Here is an 18,434-nt window from a genome sequence, read left to right on the forward strand (position 1 = left end):
CACCCCCACCTGGAGCAGCCATGGCGAGCAACGAACGCACGAACGGATCCCCGCCTGATGCCGGCGCCGAGCGCTACCTGCGGATCGAAGGCGTGCGCAAGGAGTTCGACGGCTTCGTCGCCGTCGACGACGTCAGCCTGGACATCCGCAAGGGCGAGATCTTCGCCCTGCTGGGCGGCTCGGGCAGCGGCAAGTCGACGCTGCTGCGCTGCCTGGCCGGCTTCGAGCGGCCGACGAAGGGCAGGATCGTGCTCGACGGCGAGGTCATGAACGACCTGCCGCCGTACGAGCGGCCGATCAACATGATGTTCCAGTCCTACGCGCTGTTCCCGCACATGACCGTGGAGCAGAACATCGCCTTCGGGCTCAAGCAGGACGGGATGGCCAAGGACGCGATCAGGAAGCGCGTGGGCGAGATGCTGGAGATGGTCCAGCTCGGCAAGCTGGCCAAGCGCAAGCCGCACCAGCTCTCCGGTGGCCAGCAGCAGCGCGTGGCCCTGGCCCGCTCGCTGGCCAAGGGCCCGAAGATGCTGTTGCTGGACGAGCCGATGGGCGCGCTGGACAAGAAGCTGCGCTCGCGCATGCAGCTGGAGCTGGTCAACATCATCGAAACCTCCGGGGTGACCTGCGTGATGGTCACCCACGACCAGGAAGAGGCGATGACCATGGCCACGCGCATCGCGCTGATGGACCAGGGCTGGATCCAGCAGGTCGGCAAGCCCGACGAGATCTACGAGCAGCCGGCCAACCGCTTCGCCGCCGAGTTCATCGGTTCGGTCAACCTGCTGGACGCGGTGATCGACGAGGACGAGCCGGACTACGTGACCCTGAAGGCGCCGGCGTTCGAAGCGCCGATCCACATCGGCCACGGCATCACCGGCTTCGAAGGGCAGGCGGTGTCCTTCGCCGTGCGCCCGGAGAAGCTTGGCATCGGCAAGGAAGTGCCGGAGCAGCCGAACAACAAGGCGCGCGGCGTCATCGAGGACATCGCCTACTTCGGCAGCCATTCGGTCTACCACGTGCGCCTGCCCAGCGGCATCAAGCTGATGGCCAACTTTGCCAACGAACAGCGCTGGGCCAGCGAGGCCCTGACCTGGGGCGACGAGGTCTGGCTGTGGTGGGGCGACAACGACGGCGTGGTGCTGACCTCATGAACGTGCGCGCGCTCAAGCGCCTCGTGCCCGGCGGCCGCTGGGCCGTGATCGCGGTGCCGTTCCTGTGGCTGGTGGTCTTCTTCGCGATCCCGTTCCTGATCGTGCTGAAGATCTCGTTCTCGCGGCTGGCCATCGCCATGCCGCCGTACACGCCGATCATCGAGTACGTGGACAAGGCGCTGACCCTGCGCCTGAACCTGGGCAACTACGTGGCCCTGTTCACCGACTCGCAGTACGTGGTCGCGTACCTGAGCTCGATCAAGATCGCCGCGGTCTCGACCCTGTTCTGCCTGCTGATCGGCTATCCGATGGCGTACTTCATTGCGCGGATGAAGCCGTCGACGCGCAACATCGCGCTGATGGCGGTGGTGCTGCCGTCCTGGATCTCGTTCCTGCTGCGGGTCTACGCCTGGGTCGGGATCCTCGACGCCAACGGCCTGCTCAACCGCGCACTGCTGGGCCTGGGCGTGATCGACACGCCCCTGCGCATCCTCTATACGCCGCTGGCCGCCTACATCGGCATCGTCTACTGCTACCTGCCGTTCATGGTGCTGCCGCTGTACGCCAACCTGGTCAAGCTGGACACCCGCCTGCTGGAGGCGGCCTACGACCTGGGCGCGCGGCCATGGCAGGCGTTCCTGCGGATCACCGTGCCTTTGTCGCGCGCGGGCATCATCGCCGGCTGCATGCTGGTGATGATCCCGGCGGTGGGCGAATTCGTGATTCCGGAGATGCTGGGCGGGCCGGATACGCTGATGATCGGACGCGTGCTGTGGGGCGAGTTCTTCAACAACCGCGATTGGCCGGCGGCATCGGCCGTCGCCATCGTGATGCTGCTCCTGCTGCTGGTGCCGATCCTGGTGTTCAACCATTACCAGCAGAAAGACCTGGAGGGCCGGCTGACATGAACTCGACCCTGGGGCAGCGGATCCTGCGCTGGTCGGTCCTGGTACTGGGCTTCGCCTTCCTGTACCTGCCGATCCTGCTGCTGATCGTCTATTCGTTCAATTCCTCGCGACTGGCCACGGTCTGGGCCGGGTTCTCGGTGAAGTGGTACGGCGAGCTGCTGCGCGACCGGCAGATCCTCGATGCAGCCTGGGTCAGCCTGCGAATCGCGTTCTGGACCGCCAGCGCGGCCACGGTCATCGGCACGCTCGGCGCGATGGTGATGACCCGGTTCCGGCGCTTCCCCGGCAAGACCGTGTTCGGTGCGCTGATCACCGCGCCGCTGGTGATGCCCGAGGTCATCATCGGCCTGTCGATCCTGCTGATGCTGGTCTCGGTCGGCGCGGCGATGGGCATCCCGTCCAAGGGCATGGTCGCGATCTGGATCGCGCACGTGACCCTGACGGTGTCCTTCGTCACCGTGGTCGTGTCCTCGCGCTTGCAGGAACTGGACAAGTCGCTGGAAGAGGCGGCGATGGACCTGGGCGCCAACCGGCTCAAGGTGTTCTTCCTGATCACCCTGCCGATCATCGCGCCGGCGCTGGTCTCGGGCTGGCTGCTGGCCTTCACCCTGTCGCTGGACGACGTGGTCATCGCCAGCTTCGTCGCCGGGCCCGATTCGACCACGCTGCCGATCAAGGTGTTCTCCTCGGTGCGCCTGGGCGTGAGCCCGAAGATCAACGCGATCGCCACGCTGATGATCATGGCCGTGTCGATCGCCGCGGTCATCGGCTGGTGGCTGATGTTCCGCGAGGACCAGCGCCGCCAGCGCGACATGCAGATGGCGCTGCAGGACAACGGCTGAGTGGCGCGCACAGGTCCACCGGAGCGCCTGTTGCCGGTGCGGCGGGCGCCGGACACGGCGCGCTAACCTGCCGCGGCCATACTGGACGCCCGGCGAAAGAGGCCATGCAACGATGACCGTCGAGACGATCAACCCCGCGACCGGCAAGGTCGAATACCGGCATGAACTGATGACCGCGGCCCAGGTCGATGCGGTGCTGGGGGCTGCGCAGGCGGCGTTTCCCGCCTGGTCGCAGCGCAGCCTGGCCGAGCGCGGCGGGATGCTGCGCGCGATCGGGGCCGAACTGCGCCGCCGCCGCGAGGACCTGCAACGGACCATGAGCGCCGAGATGGGCAAGCTGCGGAAGGAGGCGCTCGCCGAGATCGACAAGTGCGCCGATGCCTGCGACTACTACGCCGCCCATGCGGACGGCTACCTGGCCGACCAGGCGATCGCCACCGAAGCGCAGCGCAGCTACGTGCGCTACGAGCCGCTGGGCTGCGTGCTGGCGGTGATGCCCTGGAACTTCCCGTTCTGGCAGGTGTTCCGCTTCCTCGCCCCCGCCCTCATGGCTGGCAACGTGGCGGTGCTCAAGCACGCCAGCAACGTGCCGCGCTGCGCCGACCTGATCGGCCAGGTGCTGGATGCGGCCGGGTTGCCGGCGGGCGTGTTCGGCGTGCTGCACATCGACAACGAGCAGGCAGCCGGGGTCATCCGCGACGCGCGGGTGGTGGCGGTGACCCTGACCGGCAGCGAGCGCGCCGGCCGTTCCGTCGCGGGCAACGCGGGCCAGCAGCTGAAGAAGTGCGTGATGGAACTGGGCGGCAGCGACGCGTTCGTCGTGCTGGAAGACGCCGACCTGGACAAGACCGTCGCCGGGGCGGTGGCGTCGCGTTTCGGCAACGCGGGGCAGACCTGCATCGCGGCCAAGCGTTTCATCGTGGTTGAAGGCATCGCCGATGCATTCGTGCAGCGCTTCGTCCAGGCCGCTGCGAAACTGCGCCTGGGCGATCCGCAGGACGAGGGCACCACGCTGGCGCCAATGGCACGCCAGGACCTGCGCGACGAACTGCACAAGCAGGTGCGCGACAGCATTTCCGCCGGCGCGACCGTGCTGTTGGGATGCACACCCGACGATTCGCACGCCGGATATCCGGCCTCGATCCTCGATGGCGTGCAGCCGGGCATGCCGGCCTACGACGAAGAGCTGTTCGGCCCGGTCGCCAGCATCCTGCGGGTAGCCGACGAGGCCGAGGCGGTCCGCGTCGCCAACGACACCACGTTCGGGCTCGGCGGCAGCGTATGGACGGGCGACGCCACGCGCGGCGAGCGGGTGGCCCGCCAGCTGCAGGTGGGCGCGGCTTTCGTCAACACCATCGTCCGCAGCGACGTGCGCCTGCCGTTCGGCGGGACCAAGCGCTCGGGCTTCGGCCGGGAGCTCGCAGACCACGGCATCCACGAGTTCATGAACATCAAGTCCGTCTACGTGGCCTGAATCGGGGAGCGAGGCATGGCGACGCGCTGGAGAGGATTCGGCTGGTATGTGATGACAGTGCTGGCCCTGCTGGTGGCCGCCTACGCGTTCGCCATTTCCTTCATGCCTGACTGGCGGCCGCCGCTGGTGCGCGACCTGTTCGCACAGCGGCCATTGGCGGCATGGGGGCACTTCGTCGGCGGTGGCCTCGCACTGGCGACCGGTGCCTTCCAGCTCAACGGCGGCATGCGCAACCGCTGGCTGGGGCTGCACCGCGGGCTGGGTCGCACGTACGTCGTGGCGGTCGCCGTCGGCGGAATGGCTGCGTTGTCGCTTGCGCCGCATGCCATGACCGGCGCCGTGGCCGCCAGCGGCTTCGCATTGCTGGGACTGGCCTGGCTCGCAACGACCACCCTGGCGGTCCGCGCGATCCGCCGGCGGCAACTGTCGTCGCATCGCGACTGGATGGTGTGCAGCTACGCGCTGACCCTGGCGGCGGTGACGCTGCGGATCTACCTGCCCGCCAGCCAGGTCGCCGGAATCTCCTTCACGGTCGCCTATCCGGTGATCGCCTGGCTGTGCTGGGTGCCGAACCTGCTGCTGGCGATCCTGTTCCTGCGCTCGAGGCATGCGCGCGAGATGCTTGCAGCCAGCCGCCTCCCGCCCGCCTGGCGGGGGATCGGGGAGCGTCTCCGGCCCTGATCCGGCCCTGATCCGGCCCTGCATCGCTGCCGGCGATGGAACAGTCGGTTGCCGCGCGTGCGGTTCCGTTGCCGCACCGCAGGCATCATCTTCCACGTACCTGGAACCGGAACAGACCCATGAGCATGACCATCGATACCACCCCCGCGCGCGTCGTCCGCAAGGTCCACGGTCGTGCCACGTCCGACGGCGCCGGGGTCAAGCTGACCCGGGTGATCGGTGGTCCCGACCTGCCCGAGCTCGATCCGTTCCTGCTGCTGGACGAGTTCGGCACCGACAAGGCCGAGGACTACATCGCCGGCTTTCCGAGCCACCCGCACCGTGGCTTCGAGACGGTGACCTACATGCTCGACGGGCGCATGCGCCACAAGGACAACCACGGCAACGAGGGCCTGCTCACCCCCGGCAGCGTGCAGTGGATGACCGCCGGGCGTGGCCTGGTGCATTCGGAGATGCCCGAGCAGGAGTCCGGCCGCATGCGCGGCTTCCAGCTGTGGGTGAACCTGCCGGCGCGCGAGAAGATGACCGACCCGCGCTACCAGGAGTTCGCGCCGGAGCGGATCCCGGTCGTGCAGCCGGACGTCGGCGTGACGGTGAAGGTGATTGCCGGCCGCGTCGGCGACGTCGCCGGCCCGATCACGCAGCCGGCGACCGACCCGCTCTATCTCGATATCGCGCTGGAAGCGGATACGGCATGGACGTACGCATTGCCCGAGGGGCACAACGCGTTCGCCTACGTATTCGAGGGCGCCGCCACGGTGGGCGAGGGCGACAGTGCACGCGCACTGGAAACCCACGAGATGGGCGTGATCGGCGGTGGCAGCGCGCTGGCCCTGCGCGCGGGCGCCAGCGGCGCGCGCCTGATCCTGGTCGCGGGCACGCCGTTGCGCGAGCCGGTGGCGCGGCACGGGCCGTTCGTGATGAACACCCGCCAGGAGCTCATGCAGGCCTTTGTCGATTTCCAGGAAGGCAAGTTCTGACGCCGCGGTGGACGGCGGGCCGGATTTCGCGCCCGCCGCATGCCTGCCGACGTTAGGGCAGGCTCCCTGGGACGCGGGAGAGTCGCGCGAGGCCGTCCCCGCGCCGGGGCGTCGGTTCAGTTCAGCGCGATGCCCTGCGCCAGCGACAGCAACTGCTGCAGTTCATAATCGTTGCTGGCGTCGACCCAGACCTGCGCGTATCGGTCGTCGCCCAGTTCGACGATCGTGATCCGCCGGCGTTCGGAACCCTGCACGGCGACCTCCGGCTGGTACCAGCGCACTTCGTGCGCACCGATCGTGCCTTGCTCTTCGCGATTGCGGCGCAGGAGGTTGACGGTCGGCTGGCTCGTCAGCATCAGGCCCAGCACCTGGCGTTCGCCGTCCAGTGCCCGGCAGACGGTGAAGCCGTTGCCGGCCTTCGCTTCCCAGTGCAGGTTCGATCCTGCCGGCAGCGAAGGACACGCGGCGGCGTCCTGCGCGCGGGCATCGAAGGTCGGCGACGCTGCGAGCAGCAGTCCCAGGCAGTAGAACTTGTTCATCACGCATTCCCCTTGCCTGCGCGTCGCAGGCGTACTGACGGATCGCGTGCGGGCGGCATGGCCGCGTGGCGAGGGCGATGCATGCCGCCGCCGGCGCATTCGCAGCGCCCGCACGTTGCTTTCCCCCCTTCGCCGGTTCTCCCGCACCCCGGCCCCCGCACCGAACTTACCCAGCGTGGCGCGGTGATGCAAACATCCGGCTCAGAAACTGCGCTGGAAGTCGAATTCCTGGCGACGTCCATCGGCGACCACGGCGACCTCGACGCGCACGGTTTCGTGTGGGCCGATCCGCACCGTGCCGACGTGGTCGACGTAGCTGCCGGTAGCGACCCTGCGCAGGGCCACGATCTGGCGGCGGCCGGCGAGGTCGACCACTTCGGCGGTCACCTCGCCTTCGGCCGCGGTTTCGTCGCCGTCGGCGGTCGGACGGCGCAGGGCCACGACCAGCAGGGCCGAACCGGCGTCGCGGGTTACCCGGTACTCGCGCGCGACCGCCTCGCCCAGGGCCAGGGTCGGCAGCAGGTTGTAACGGGCGCGCAGCGGGCCTTCGAGGTCGGTGACGCTGGGCGGCGGCGGGACGAAGCGCGCCGGTTCCGGCGCCCGCCCGCTGCATGCGGACAGGCACAGCGCGAGGGCCAGCGCCGCCAGCGGGGCCATCCGTGGGCCGCTCATTGCGCACCCGCCGCGGCCAGGGCGGCGCTGCGCTGGCGCGCGGCGTGGACGGCGCGGGTGACCAGGGCCTCGAAGCCGCCCGCCTGGAACGCCTCGATCGCGGCCTGGGTGGTGCCGCCGGGCGAGGTGACCCGTCGTCGCAGTTCGGCCGGTGCCTCGCCGGCTTCGTCGAGCATGCGCCCGGCGCCCAGCAGGGTCTGCACGACCAGCGTGCGTGCATCGGCGGCAGGCAGGCCTTCGGCCACCGCTGCCGCTTCCATGGCCTCGGCGAGCAGGAACACGTAGGCCGGGCCGCTGCCGGAGACGGCAGTGACCGCGTCGATCAGCGGCTCGGACTGGACCCAGACCGTCGCGCCGGCGCTGGACAGCAGGTCTTCGGCGCGCCGGCGTTGTCCGGGGTCCACGCCTTCATCGGCATAGAGTCCGGTCACGCCAGCGCCGAGCAGGGCGGGGGTGTTGGGCATGCAGCGCACCACCGGCACGTCCCCTCCCAGCCACTGCCGCAACCGGGCGACCGGAATGCCCGCGGCGATCGATACCACTAGGGGCCGTTGCGTCCGCGCCGCGGAGGCCAGCGGTTCGCAGGCCGCACGCATCATCTGCGGTTTGACCGCCAGCAGCCACAAGTCGGCACCGGCAACGGCATCTTCGCCGCGTTCGAACACCTGTACGCCGAAGTCCGAGGCCAGCGCGTCGCGCAGTGCGGCGACCGGCTCGACGACGCGGATCCGGCGGGTGTCGGCGCCACGCCGGGCCAGGCCGCCGATCAGGCTGCGCGCCATGTTGCCGCCGCCGATGAAGGCCAGGCCGTCGTGCGCTGTCGTGGAGTCGGTCATCGGGGCAGGGTTCCGTCGGGAGGGGGCGGGGGCAGGCTGGCGCTCATCGTGTACGCGCACCGAACAGCGCGGTGCCGATCCGTACCAGGGTGGCGCCTTCGGCGATGGCGATGGGGAAGTCGTCGCTCATCCCCATGGACAGGGTATCGACATGCGCATGGTCTGCCGCCAGGGCCTCGAACAGCTGGCGCATGTGCTGGAAGGCCGGCCGGCGCTGCTCCGGGTCGGCGTGCGGCACCGGGATCGACATCAGGCCGCGCAGCAGCAGCCGCGGCTCGGCGGCGATGCGCCTGGCCAGGGCGGGAAGGTCTTCGGGGCGGCAGCCGGCCTTGCCGGTTTCGCCTTCGGCATTCACCTGGACCAGCACGTTCAGCGGTCCGCGCGTGGTCGGGCGATGGCGGGCGAGGGCATCGACCAGGCTGGGCCGGTCGATGCTCTGGACCCAGTCGAACACCTCGGCGGCCAGCGCCGCCTTGTTCGATTGCAGGTGGCCGATGAGGTGCCATTCCAGGCCCGGATGCGTGCCGGCCAGCGCTTCGCGCTTGGCCGCCGCTTCCTGCACGTAGTTCTCGCCGAACGCCCGTTGGCCAGCGGTGGCCAAGGCGGCCACCGCGTCGGCTGGCTGCGTCTTGGAGACCGCCAGCAGGCGCGTCGGTGGCCGGCCTGCCGCGTCCGCCGCGTTCAGGATGCGCTGCGTCACGTCGCGCAGGCGGTCGTTGGACATGGATGGACGGGCCATTGGCGCCAGCAGCGGGAGCGCTATACTGCCCCGCGGGGATGTATCGTTCCAGCCTGCGGGGATCGCGGGCTATCAGTGGATCACGGGGGATCACGCGCATGGATATCGCCGAACTGCTGGCCTTTTCGGTCAAGAACAAGGCTTCCGACCTGCATCTGTCGGCCGGCTTGCCGCCGATGATCCGCGTCGATGGCGACGTGCGCCGGATCAACATCCCGGCGCTGGACCACAAGCAGGTCCACGCGCTGGTCTACGACATCATGTCGGACAAGCAGCGCCGCGACTACGAGGAGTTCCTCGAGGTCGACTTCTCGTTCGAGATCCCGTCCCTGGCCCGCTTCCGCGTCAACGCGTTCAACCAGAACCGTGGCGCCGGCGCGGTGTTCCGCACCATTCCGTCGGACGTGCTGACCCTGGAAGACCTGGGCTGCCCGCCGATCTTCCGCGAGCTGATCGACCAGCCGCAGGGCCTGATCCTGGTCACCGGCCCGACCGGCTCGGGCAAGTCGACCACGCTGGCGGCGATGGTCGACCACATCAACAAGAACGAGTACGGGCACATCCTCACCGTCGAGGACCCGATCGAGTTCGTCCACACCTCGCAGAAGTGCCTGATCAACCAGCGCGAAGTGCACCGCGACACGCACGGCTTCAACGAGGCGCTGCGTTCGGCGCTGCGCGAGGACCCCGACTACATCCTGGTCGGCGAAATGCGCGACCTGGAAACCATCCGCCTGGCGTTGACCGCCGCGGAGACCGGCCACCTGGTGTTCGGCACCCTGCATACCTCGTCGGCGGCCAAGACCATCGACCGCATCATCGACGTGTTCCCGGCCGGCGAGAAGCCGATGGTCCGCTCGATGCTGTCCGAATCGCTGCGCGCGGTGATCTCGCAGGCGCTGCTGAAGAAGGTCGGCGGCGGGCGTACCGCGGCATGGGAAATCATGGTCGGCACCCCGGCCATCCGCAACCTGATCCGCGAGGACAAGGTCGCGCAGATGTACTCGTCGATCCAGACCGGCCAGCAGTACGGCATGATGACCCTGGACCAGCACCTGCAGGACCTGGTCAAGCGTGGCCTGATCACGCGCCACCAGGCCAAGGAATACGCCAGGGACAAGCGCCTGTTCGAGTGACGGCCGCCGCTTGACCGGCCCGACACCCACGCATTCCAGGAGCACCGCCATGAGCAGCATCGATTTCACCTCGTTCCTCAAGCTGATGGCGCACCAGAAGGCGTCGGACCTGTTCATCACCGCCGGCATGCCGCCGTCGATGAAGGTCCACGGCAAGATCAGCCCGATCACGCAGACGCCGCTCACCCCGCAGCAGAGCCGCGACCTGGTGCTGAACGTGATGACGCCGGCGCAGCGCGAGGAATTCGAGAAGACCCACGAGTGCAACTTCGCCATCGGCGTGGCGGGCGTGGGTCGCTTCCGCGTGTCGTGCTTCTACCAGCGCAACCAGGTGGGCATGGTCCTGCGCCGGATCGAGACCAAGATCCCGACGGTCGAAGAACTGAACCTGCCGCCGATCATCAAGACGCTGGCGATGACCAAGCGCGGCATCATCCTGTTCGTGGGCGCCACCGGCACCGGCAAGTCGACCTCGCTGGCCTCGATGATCGGCTACCGCAACCAGAATTCGACCGGGCACATCATCACCATCGAGGACCCGATCGAATTCGTGCACAAGCACGAGGGCTGCATCATCACCCAGCGCGAGGTCGGCATCGACACCGACACCTGGGAGAACGCGCTCAAGAACACCCTGCGCCAGGCGCCGGACGTGATCATGATCGGCGAGGTGCGTACCCGCGAGGGCATGGACCACGCCATCGCCTTCGCCGAGACCGGCCACCTGGTGCTGTGCACCCTGCATGCGAACAACGCCAACCAGGCGATGGACCGCATCATCAACTTCTTCCCGGAAGACCGCCGCAGCCAGCTGCTGATGGACCTGTCGCTGAACCTCAAGGGCGTGGTCGCGCAGCAGCTGATCCCGACCCCGGACGGCAAGGGGCGCCGGGTGGCGATGGAGATCCTGCTGGGCACGCCTCTGGTGCAGGACTACATCCGCGACGGCGAGATCCACAAGATCAAGGAAGTGATGAAGGAGTCGACCAACCTCGGCATGAAGACCTTCGACCAGAGCCTGTTCGAGCTGTACCAGGCCGGCGAGATCTCCTACGAGGATGCGCTGCGCTACGCCGACTCGCAGAACGAGGTGCGCCTGCGCATCAAGCTCTCCCAGGGTGGCGATGCGCGGACCCTGGCGCAGGGGCTGGACGGCGTGGAGATCGCCGAGGTTCGCTGACCCGGGATCGGGTCCAGTGGATCGAAGGGCCGCCGCGAGGCGGCCCTTGCTTTTCCGGGCTCGGGAGCCCGCCTCCTTTTACCGCGCGAAGCGGCAGTTCGCCTGGCGAAACAGCTGCGTCTCGGGAAGCCGTGCCGGCGTTCCGGGGCGCTGGCGTCCGCCGGTGCGGCGGGGCGGCTCGGTTAGAATGCGCGCCCCCACTGCGTCGCCGACTCCCGTGAAAACCACCGATCCGGACCTCCGGCCCGGGCAGGAACCGCTGCCCGAAAACGGCGCCGTCGTCACCGCCGGCCCGCTGACCCCGCCTCCCGATTCGGCGGGCACTCCGGCCGACGGCCGTGCCTTCCACCATTCGGTGGCCGAGGACGTGCAGGGCATGGTCCTGGCCACGCTGGTCGCCTCGCTCGGGCTAACCGTGTTCGCCCAGGGCGGGATCATGATCGGCGGCATGGCCGGGGTGTCGTTCCTGCTGCACTACACCCTGGGTTGGAACTTCGGCCTGCTGTTCGTACTGGTGAACCTGCCGTTCTACTGGATCGCCGTGCGCCGGATGGGCTGGGAGTTCACCCTCAAGACTTTCCTGGCGGTGGGCGCCTGCGGCCTGCTCACCGGCCTGCTGCCGCGCTGGGCGGGCTGGTCGCACATGACCGGGCTGTATTCGGCGCTGGTCGGTGGCGCGCTGTGCGGACTGGGAGTCCTGTTCTTCATACGCCATCGCGCCAGCCTGGGCGGCATCGGCGTCCTCGCGGTGTACCTGCAGCGCGAACGCGGGATCAGCGCGGGCAAGGTGCAGCTGGCCTTCGACGCGCTGCTGATGTGCGCGGCGTTCTTCGTGCTGTCACCGTCCAAGGTGATGTACTCGGCGTTGGGCGCGGTGATGCTGAGCGTGGTGTTGATGTTCAACCACCGTCCGCACCGCTACATGGGCGTGTAGTCGCAGCGATGCCATGGAGCCGGCCGTGCCCGGTCGCCCATGCTGGCGCAGCGGCAGGGCCGGAAGCATCAGCGCACAGCGGGGTGGGCCCCGATCTGCGCGAGCCAGGGCGGTCCCAGCGTGGCGATGCGCGCATGCACCGGACAGGTTTCGCGGTGCGCGCCGGGCAGGTAGCCCAGGCTCATCAGGAATTCACCGGTGATCTCGCCCCCGGTGAAGCGGAAAGTCTTCCTGAACAGCTTGACCCAGCCGGCCTTGTCCAGCGGGTGATGGGCATCGAGCCAGGCGGCGAAACCACCATGGGAAACACGCAACGTGCCGATCACGCCGGCGTTGTGGATCGCGGCGTCGACCTTGAGCCGGTTGCGGATGATGCCCGGATCGGCGAGCAGGCGCGCACGGTCGGCCTGGCCATAGGCCGCGACCTTGTCGACGTCGAAGCCGTCATAGGCCTGTCGGAAGCCCTCGCGTTTCTTCAGCATCGTTTCCCAGCTCAATCCGGCCTGGTTGATCTCCAGCAGCAGGCGCTCGAACAGCACGGATTCCTCGCGTTGCGGGAAGCCGTACTCGTTGTCGTGGTAAGGGCCGTGCAGCGGATGGCCCGGAGCGGAGTCGCAGTAGCCGGACATGGCGGGTTCCCTGAAGGTCGCGTGTCGATTATCGCAAGCCGCGGGGCGCATCCGGCACGGCGGCGCTAGAATGCAGGCATGTCCGCACCGAACGACAACCTGGCCAACCAGTTGCTGATCGCACTGCCTGCATTGGCAGATCCCAACTTCTCCCGTGCCGTCGCCCTGATCTGCCAGCACGACGAGCAGGGCGCGATGGGCGTGGTGGTCAACCGCGCTTCCGAGTACACGCTGGGCCAGGTGCTGTCGCAGATGGGGATCGGCAGCGACGACGAGGCGCTGTGCGCGAGCACGGTCCTGCATGGCGGACCGGTGCACCAGGAGCGCGGCTTCGTCCTGCACGACGGCGGGCAGGAGTGGGAGTCGAGCCTGCAGGTGGCCGATGGCCTGTTCCTCACCACCTCGCGCGACATCCTCGAGGCGATGGCGGCGGGCGAGGGCCCGGCGCACGCGGTCGTCGCGCTGGGCTGCGCCGGCTGGGGCGCCGGGCAGCTGGAATACGAGCTGGGCGAAAACACCTGGCTGACCGCGCCGGTGGATGCGGAGCTGCTGTTCGAGCTCCCGCTGGAGCGGCGCTGGCAGACCGCCGCCGGCCGCATCGGGGTGGACGACCTGTTCCGGCTGGCCGACTACAGCGGGCATGCCTGAGCCGTCCGCGATCGCCACGATGCCCCCGGTCGACGCGATCGTGCTGGGTTTCGACGTCGGCTCGCGCCGGATCGGCGTGGCCGTCGGCAGCAGCCTGGGCGGTGCCCGCGCGGTAGCGGTGGTCGACGTGCGGGATGGCGCGCCGGACTGGAAGGCCTTGGACCGCCTGCACGGGGAATGGCGTCCGCGTGGACTGGTGGTCGGCGATCCGATGACCCTGGATGGCGGCGACCAGCCGATCCGCCGTCGCGCGCGCGCGTTCGCCGGAGAGCTCAAGGCGCGCTACCGCCTGCCGGTGGTGCTGGTCGACGAGCGCTCGAGTTCGGTCGAGGCGGCGCAGCGCTTCGCCAGCGACCGTGCCGCGGGCAATCGCCGCCGTCGCGATGCCGCCACCCTCGATGCCGCCGCGGCAGCGGTCATCATCGAGCGCTGGCAGGCCGCGCCCGGCGACGCAACACCGGTTTAGGGCGGCCCCGGATCCGTTCGATGCCTGCCAGGCCCTTGATCGCCGCTACATCCCGCAACTGGAACCGCACGTGTCGCCGGCCCCTGCCGGCTCCCACCAGAGAATCCGAACGACGCCATGACCCAACAACTCGATTCCGACGGTCGCCTTCGCCATCTGCTGACCCTTGAGGGGCTGCCGCGCAGCACCCTGGTGCAGCTGCTCGATCGCGCTGGCCAGATCCGCGACGCGGCGGTCGGGCGCGTCGGCAAGCGCACCGTGCTCGCGGGCAGCGCGGTGTGCACGCTGTTCTTCGAGCCGTCCACCCGCACGCGCAGCTCGTTCCAGCTGGCAGCGCAGCGGCTGGGTGCCGACGTGCTCAACTTCGATGCGTCCACATCGTCGACGCGCAAGGGCGAGACCGCGCGCGACACGCTGAAGAACCTGGAGGCGATGGGCGTGCGCGGCTTCGTCGTCCGCCATCCCGACGACGGCGCGGTGCAGGCGCTGGCCAACGTGGCCGGCGAGGGCACCGCACTGGTCAACGCCGGCGACGGTCGCAGCGCGCATCCGACCCAAGGCCTGCTCGACATGCTCACCCTGCGCCAGGCCTGCGGCGGCGATTTCGCCCGGCTGAAGGTACTGATCGTGGGCGACGTGAAGCACTCGCGGGTGGCGCGCTCGGACCTGCATGCGCTGCGCACGCTGGGTGCCGGCGAAGTGCGGGTCTGCGGCCCGGCGTCGCTGCTGCCCGATGCCGATACGACGGCGGGCTGCCAGGTCGGCAGCGACCTCGATGCGATGCTCGAGGGCGTCGACGCGGTGATGATGCTGCGCCTGCAGCGCGAACGCATGGAGGAGGGCCTGGTGCCCTCGCTCGAGGATTACCACGCCCGTTACGGCCTGACCGCCGACCGGCTGAAGCGTGCCGCGCCGGGCGCGGCGGTGCTGCACCCGGGACCGATCAACCGCGGCGTGGAGATCACCGACGAAGTGGTCGACGGGCCGCAGTCCTGGGTGCTGCGCCAGGTCGCCAATGGCGTGGCCGTACGCATGGCGGTGCTCGAACACCTGCTGGGTTGAGCGACGCGGCCGGTTCCCCGGCCGCGCCGCCTCGTCGTCACTCCACCGCGATTGCCTGCACCGGTGTGCCTGTCGCGGCGGTCACCCGGCGGGCCGATTCGACCAGTCCGCTGAACTCGCCACGCAGGCCCCAGCGATCATCGCCGCTCGCAGCGCGGGCCTGGGCGGCGACATCGTCCCAGTTCCAGTCGCCCACGTTGCCACCGCCACGCAGCAGGTCGGCATAGCCGGCGACGGCGCTGGCGAAACGCAGCGCCTCGCCCGGCTCGCGCCGCAGCGACGAACGCAGCACCGGTGTCTCGATCAGCTGGCTGTGCGCCTGTCCGGGCGTCTTGTAGCGCAGACGCAGGTGGGCGATCTCGCCACTGGATGCGCCGCCCGGCGTTGCGGTGCCGCCGTAGCGCAGCGGCGGCAGCCGTTCGCCACCGGAGCCGACCAGGGCGACCTCGTACAGCGCGGTGACCTCGTGCCCGGCGCCGATATCGCCGGCATCGACCTTGTCGTTGGCGAAATCCTCGCGGTCCAGCATCCGGTTCTCGTAGCCGACCAGCCGGTACTCGGCCACCAGCGCCGGATTGAACTCGATCTGGATCTTCACGTCGTTGGCGATGGTCAGCAGCGTCGACTGCATCTGCTCGACCAGCACCTTGCGCGCCTCTTCGGGCGTATCGATGTAGGCGTGGTTGCCGTCGCCGGCATCGGCCAGGCGTTCGGCCATCGCATCGTGGTAGTTGCCCTGGCCGAAGCCCAGCGTCGACAGCGCGATGCCCGACTTGCGCTGGTCGGCGACCCAGGTTTCCAGGGTGCCGCGATCGACGGTGCCGACGTTGAAATCGCCGTCGGTAGCCAGCAGGATCCGGTTGACGCCGCCCTCGACGAAGCCCTGCCGCGCCACCGCGTAAGCCAGGCGGATGCCATCGCCGCCGTTGGTACTGCCGCCGGCCTCCAGTCGATCCAGCGCGTCGAGGATCTCGCCGCGACGGTCGCCCGGCGTGGGCGGCAGCACCAGCCCGGCCGAACCGGCATAGACCACGATCGAGACCCGGTCCTGCGCGCGCAGCTGCGATACCAGCTGGGCGAAGGCCTGCTTGAGCAGCGGCAGCTTGTCGGGCGACTGCATCGAGCCGGACGTGTCGACGAGGAACACCAGGTTCGCCGGCGGCAGGACGGCCTTGGGCACGTCGTAGCCCTTGATCCCGACCATCAGCAGCTGCCGCTTCGCGTTCCACGGCGACGGCGCCAGTTCGGTGGTCACCCGGAACGGCACGTCGCGGTTGAGCGGTGCCGGGTGGCCGTAGCTGAAGTAGTTGAGGAATTCCTCCACCCGGACCGCATCGGCGGGCGGACGCACGCCCTCGCGCAGCATGCGTCGCACGTTGGCGTAGCTGCCGGTGTCCACGTCGATCGAAAAAGTCGACAGCGGCTGTTCGCTGGCGCGTTGGACCGGATTGTCGTGGCGCGCCTCGTAGCGTTCGGTGTTGGCTGCCCCGACGATCCCGGCCACGGGCGTGGCCGGTGCGAATGCGATGGCGGGAGCGGCCTGCATCTGCTGGGCCATCGCCTGTCGCCGTTGCCGCTCGGACTCGGCCCGCGCCGCCTGCGCCATCGGTGGCGCGGGCGGCGCGGGCGCGTGGAAGACATCGGTGGGGCGGGGCTCGGCCACATCGGCCACCACCTTCGCGGGGGGCGGCGCGGCGGCATCGGCGCGCGAGGATGCCGGCCCCGTGCGGCAGCCGGACAGCGACAGGGCCAGCAGCAGGGTGCTGCCGGCGGCGAGGGCGAGCGTGGGAAACGTGGACAGCGGTGCGGTGCGCATATCGATACTCCCGGTTAGGACGGAAGATCGAACGCGCGGACGGTGGAGATGGGGTTTGGCCCGGCGCGGGCGGGACCACGCATCCGCGGCGAGCCGGGATCAAGGGCGACCTGGTCCAGGCCGCGGGAGGCGGTGCGACGGCAAGCCTGCCGCGCGTGCCGGACGCCCGTGCGGGTCAGGCCACCATCGGCTGGAAGTCGATGCCCAACCCGGGCATGCCTTCCTTTTCCATCAGCAGGTCGGCGCGCAGCAAGGGGCGCGTCCCGATCCAGTCGCGTTCCAGCACCAGTTGCAACCGGTCGCCGTCGGCAGCCAGTTCCAGACGGGGGATCTCGTCGCTGTCGTGGGCACGGTGCAGCAGCACCGCCAGGCGCAGCAGAGCCGCCTTGCGTTTGGCGGCAAGCAGGAGGCGGTCGGGCAGCGCGTCGAAGGCGCTCTTGGGCACGCCGCGGCGGTGCGTGCGGACCAGGGCGGCCAGCACCTGCTGTTCCTGGCGCGAGAAGCCTGCGATGTCGGAGTGTTCAAGTACGTACGCGCCATGTACGTGGTACTGGCTGTGGGCGATGGCCAGGCCCAGTTCGTGCACGCGTGCGGCCCAGCCGAGCATGCGCGCATCGTCGTCGTCCAGGCCCCAGGTCCCGGCGACCTGCTCGTACAGCCGCATCGCCGTGGCCTCGACGCGGGCCGCCTGCGCTTCGTCTATCCCGTAGCGCTGGGTCAGCGCATCCACCGAGGCATCGCGCGGGTCGTCGACGCCGCCGCGGCCGAGCATGTCGTAGAGGATGCCCTCGCGCATGGCCGCCTTGCTGACCAGCAGCTTCTGCAGCCCAAGCGCCTGGAACGCGGCCTCAAGCACCAGGACGCCACCGGCGATGATCGGACGGCGGTCGCTGGACAGGCCGGGCAGGTCGATCTGGTCGATGCTCTCGGCCTGGAGCAGGCGCTCGCGCACCTGCGGCAGCGCTTCGGCGGTGATCGCGCCCTTGGTCAGCTTCATCGCCGCGCAGATCTCGCCGATCGACTTGTGCGTGCCGGACGAGCCCAGCGCTTCCTGCCAGCCCAGTGCGCGATACAGCCCGGCGAACCGCTGGAACTCCGTGCTGATCTCGGTCAGCGCATCCTTCCATTTCTTCTTCGACAGCCGGCCGTTGGGGAAGAAGCGCCGGGTACTTGCAATGCAGCCTGCCTGCAGGCTCTCGCGTTCGACCGGTTCGAAGCCGCGGCCGATGATGAACTCGGTCGAGCCGCCACCGATGTCGATCACCAGGCGCAGTTGCCCGTCCTTGGGCGGCTGCGCATGGGCCACGCCCAGGTAGATCAGGCGCGCCTCCTCGCGGCCGGAGACCACTTCGATCGGATAGCCCAGCACCGCTTCGGCCGGCGCAAGGAAGGCCTGGGGATCACGCAGCTGGCGCACCGTATTGGTGGCCAGTGCGCGCACGTGCAGGCGCGGGACTCCCCGCAGGCGCTGGCCGAAGCGGGCCAGGCAATCCAGCGCGCGCAGGCGCGCCGGCTCGGACAGCCCGCCCTTGCCGTCCAGGCCGTCGGCCATGCGCACGGTTTCGCGCAGCCGGTCCACGACCCGCAGCTGGCCGAGCATGTGCTGGGCCAGGACCATGTGGAAGCTGTTGGAACCCAGGTCGATCGCGGCCAGCGCATCGCCGTCCTGGACCGGGGCAAGGGTGGCGGCGCGCGAGCTGGAGGTGCTGGGCATGGTGGGAATGGTAGCGGATGGCCG

At 69.3% G+C, this 18,434-nt stretch carries 19 protein-coding genes; 12 read left to right on the forward strand and 7 right to left on the reverse strand.

Annotated features, from left to right (window positions below; genetic code table 11):
* Positions 1 to 20: 20 nt before the first annotated feature.
* The 6 genes from CSC65_RS15435 to CSC65_RS15460 all read left to right on the forward strand — a co-directional run bounded on the left by CSC65_RS15435 (position 21) and on the right by CSC65_RS15460 (position 6,039).
* A complete protein-coding gene (locus CSC65_RS15435) occupies positions 21 to 1,154 on the forward strand; it encodes an ABC transporter ATP-binding protein (RefSeq protein WP_162411481.1) in 1,134 nt (377 codons plus the stop codon).
* On the forward strand, positions 1,151 to 2,062 hold the full coding sequence (locus tag CSC65_RS15440; protein ID WP_162411482.1) for an ABC transporter permease subunit: 912 nt from the start codon (positions 1,151 to 1,153) through the stop codon (positions 2,060 to 2,062). The genes CSC65_RS15435 and CSC65_RS15440 overlap by 4 nt, the downstream gene beginning before the upstream one ends.
* Positions 2,059 to 2,904, forward strand: a complete 846-nt coding sequence (locus CSC65_RS15445; protein ID WP_162411483.1) for an ABC transporter permease subunit — start codon at positions 2,059 to 2,061, stop codon at positions 2,902 to 2,904. The genes CSC65_RS15440 and CSC65_RS15445 overlap by 4 nt, the downstream gene beginning before the upstream one ends.
* Before the next feature lie 112 nt (positions 2,905 to 3,016).
* Positions 3,017 to 4,378 (forward strand): NAD-dependent succinate-semialdehyde dehydrogenase, encoded by a 1,362-nt coding sequence (locus CSC65_RS15450; protein WP_162411484.1) that lies wholly within the window; start codon positions 3,017 to 3,019, stop codon positions 4,376 to 4,378.
* 15 nt (positions 4,379 to 4,393) lie between these two features.
* The gene (locus CSC65_RS15455) at positions 4,394 to 5,059 is read left to right on the forward strand and encodes a DUF2306 domain-containing protein (protein WP_162411485.1); all 666 of its coding nucleotides are present in this window, start codon (positions 4,394 to 4,396) and stop codon (positions 5,057 to 5,059) included.
* Between the two features lie 125 nt (positions 5,060 to 5,184).
* Positions 5,185 to 6,039, forward strand: coding sequence for a pirin family protein (locus CSC65_RS15460; protein ID WP_162411541.1), 855 nt, complete (start codon positions 5,185 to 5,187; stop codon positions 6,037 to 6,039).
* Between the two features lie 116 nt (positions 6,040 to 6,155).
* Here CSC65_RS15460 and CSC65_RS15465 read toward each other — a convergent pair whose 3' ends face one another.
* The 4 genes from CSC65_RS15465 to CSC65_RS15480 form a co-directional block, all read right to left on the reverse strand.
* Positions 6,156 to 6,578 (reverse strand): hypothetical protein, encoded by a 423-nt coding sequence (locus CSC65_RS15465; protein WP_162411486.1) that lies wholly within the window; start codon positions 6,576 to 6,578, stop codon positions 6,156 to 6,158.
* Positions 6,579 to 6,779: 201 nt separating this feature from the next.
* The gene (locus CSC65_RS15470; protein WP_238390427.1) at positions 6,780 to 7,250 is read right to left on the reverse strand and encodes a DUF4426 domain-containing protein; all 471 of its coding nucleotides are present in this window, start codon (positions 7,248 to 7,250) and stop codon (positions 6,780 to 6,782) included.
* Entirely contained in the window at positions 7,247 to 8,086 is an 840-nt protein-coding gene (proC, locus tag CSC65_RS15475) for a pyrroline-5-carboxylate reductase (protein ID WP_162411487.1), read from the reverse strand. The genes CSC65_RS15470 and proC overlap by 4 nt, the downstream gene beginning before the upstream one ends.
* Before the next feature lie 43 nt (positions 8,087 to 8,129).
* The gene (locus CSC65_RS15480) at positions 8,130 to 8,810 is read right to left on the reverse strand and encodes a YggS family pyridoxal phosphate-dependent enzyme (RefSeq protein ID WP_162411488.1); all 681 of its coding nucleotides are present in this window, start codon (positions 8,808 to 8,810) and stop codon (positions 8,130 to 8,132) included.
* 113 nt (positions 8,811 to 8,923) lie between these two features.
* On the opposite strand from CSC65_RS15480, the gene CSC65_RS15485 reads away from it, so the two are divergent.
* The 3 genes from CSC65_RS15485 to CSC65_RS15495 all read left to right on the forward strand — a co-directional run bounded on the left by CSC65_RS15485 (position 8,924) and on the right by CSC65_RS15495 (position 12,075).
* Positions 8,924 to 9,961, forward strand: coding sequence for a type IV pilus twitching motility protein PilT (locus tag CSC65_RS15485; RefSeq protein ID WP_162411489.1), 1,038 nt, complete (start codon positions 8,924 to 8,926; stop codon positions 9,959 to 9,961).
* Positions 9,962 to 10,010: 49 nt separating this feature from the next.
* Complete coding sequence (locus CSC65_RS15490; RefSeq protein ID WP_162411490.1) at positions 10,011 to 11,141, forward strand: PilT/PilU family type 4a pilus ATPase; 1,131 nt, start codon at positions 10,011 to 10,013, stop codon at positions 11,139 to 11,141.
* A gap of 259 nt (positions 11,142 to 11,400) precedes the next feature.
* Positions 11,401 to 12,075, forward strand: coding sequence for a YitT family protein (locus CSC65_RS15495; RefSeq protein WP_162411543.1), 675 nt, complete (start codon positions 11,401 to 11,403; stop codon positions 12,073 to 12,075).
* Between the two features lie 68 nt (positions 12,076 to 12,143).
* Here the strand turns inward: CSC65_RS15495 and CSC65_RS15500 are convergent, their stop codons facing one another.
* Positions 12,144 to 12,704 (reverse strand): DNA-3-methyladenine glycosylase I, encoded by a 561-nt coding sequence (locus CSC65_RS15500; protein WP_162411491.1) that lies wholly within the window; start codon positions 12,702 to 12,704, stop codon positions 12,144 to 12,146.
* Between the two features lie 78 nt (positions 12,705 to 12,782).
* On the opposite strand from CSC65_RS15500, the gene CSC65_RS15505 reads away from it, so the two are divergent.
* The 3 genes from CSC65_RS15505 (at position 12,783) to CSC65_RS15515 (ending at position 14,880) form a co-directional block, all read left to right on the forward strand.
* A complete protein-coding gene (locus tag CSC65_RS15505; RefSeq protein ID WP_162411492.1) occupies positions 12,783 to 13,352 on the forward strand; it encodes a YqgE/AlgH family protein in 570 nt (189 codons plus the stop codon).
* Positions 13,345 to 13,818: a Holliday junction resolvase RuvX gene (ruvX, locus tag CSC65_RS15510; protein ID WP_162411493.1), complete on the forward strand. Its 474-nt coding sequence runs from the start codon at positions 13,345 to 13,347 to the stop codon at positions 13,816 to 13,818. The genes CSC65_RS15505 and ruvX overlap by 8 nt, the downstream gene beginning before the upstream one ends.
* Before the next feature lie 117 nt (positions 13,819 to 13,935).
* A complete protein-coding gene (locus CSC65_RS15515; protein WP_162411494.1) occupies positions 13,936 to 14,880 on the forward strand; it encodes an aspartate carbamoyltransferase catalytic subunit in 945 nt (314 codons plus the stop codon).
* Between the two features lie 37 nt (positions 14,881 to 14,917).
* On the opposite strand, the gene CSC65_RS15520 is transcribed toward CSC65_RS15515, so the two are convergent.
* Together CSC65_RS15520 and ppx are read right to left on the reverse strand one after the other, a co-directional pair.
* A complete protein-coding gene (locus tag CSC65_RS15520) occupies positions 14,918 to 16,696 on the reverse strand; it encodes a vWA domain-containing protein (protein ID WP_162411495.1) in 1,779 nt (592 codons plus the stop codon).
* Between the two features lie 175 nt (positions 16,697 to 16,871).
* On the reverse strand, positions 16,872 to 18,410 hold the full coding sequence (gene ppx / locus CSC65_RS15525; protein WP_162411496.1) for an exopolyphosphatase: 1,539 nt from the start codon (positions 18,408 to 18,410) through the stop codon (positions 16,872 to 16,874).
* Positions 18,411 to 18,434 lie beyond the last annotated feature (24 nt).

The sequence above is a fragment of the Pseudoxanthomonas daejeonensis genome (genome assembly GCF_010093205.1).
Classification (GTDB): Bacteria; Pseudomonadota; Gammaproteobacteria; order Xanthomonadales; family Xanthomonadaceae; genus Pseudoxanthomonas; species Pseudoxanthomonas daejeonensis.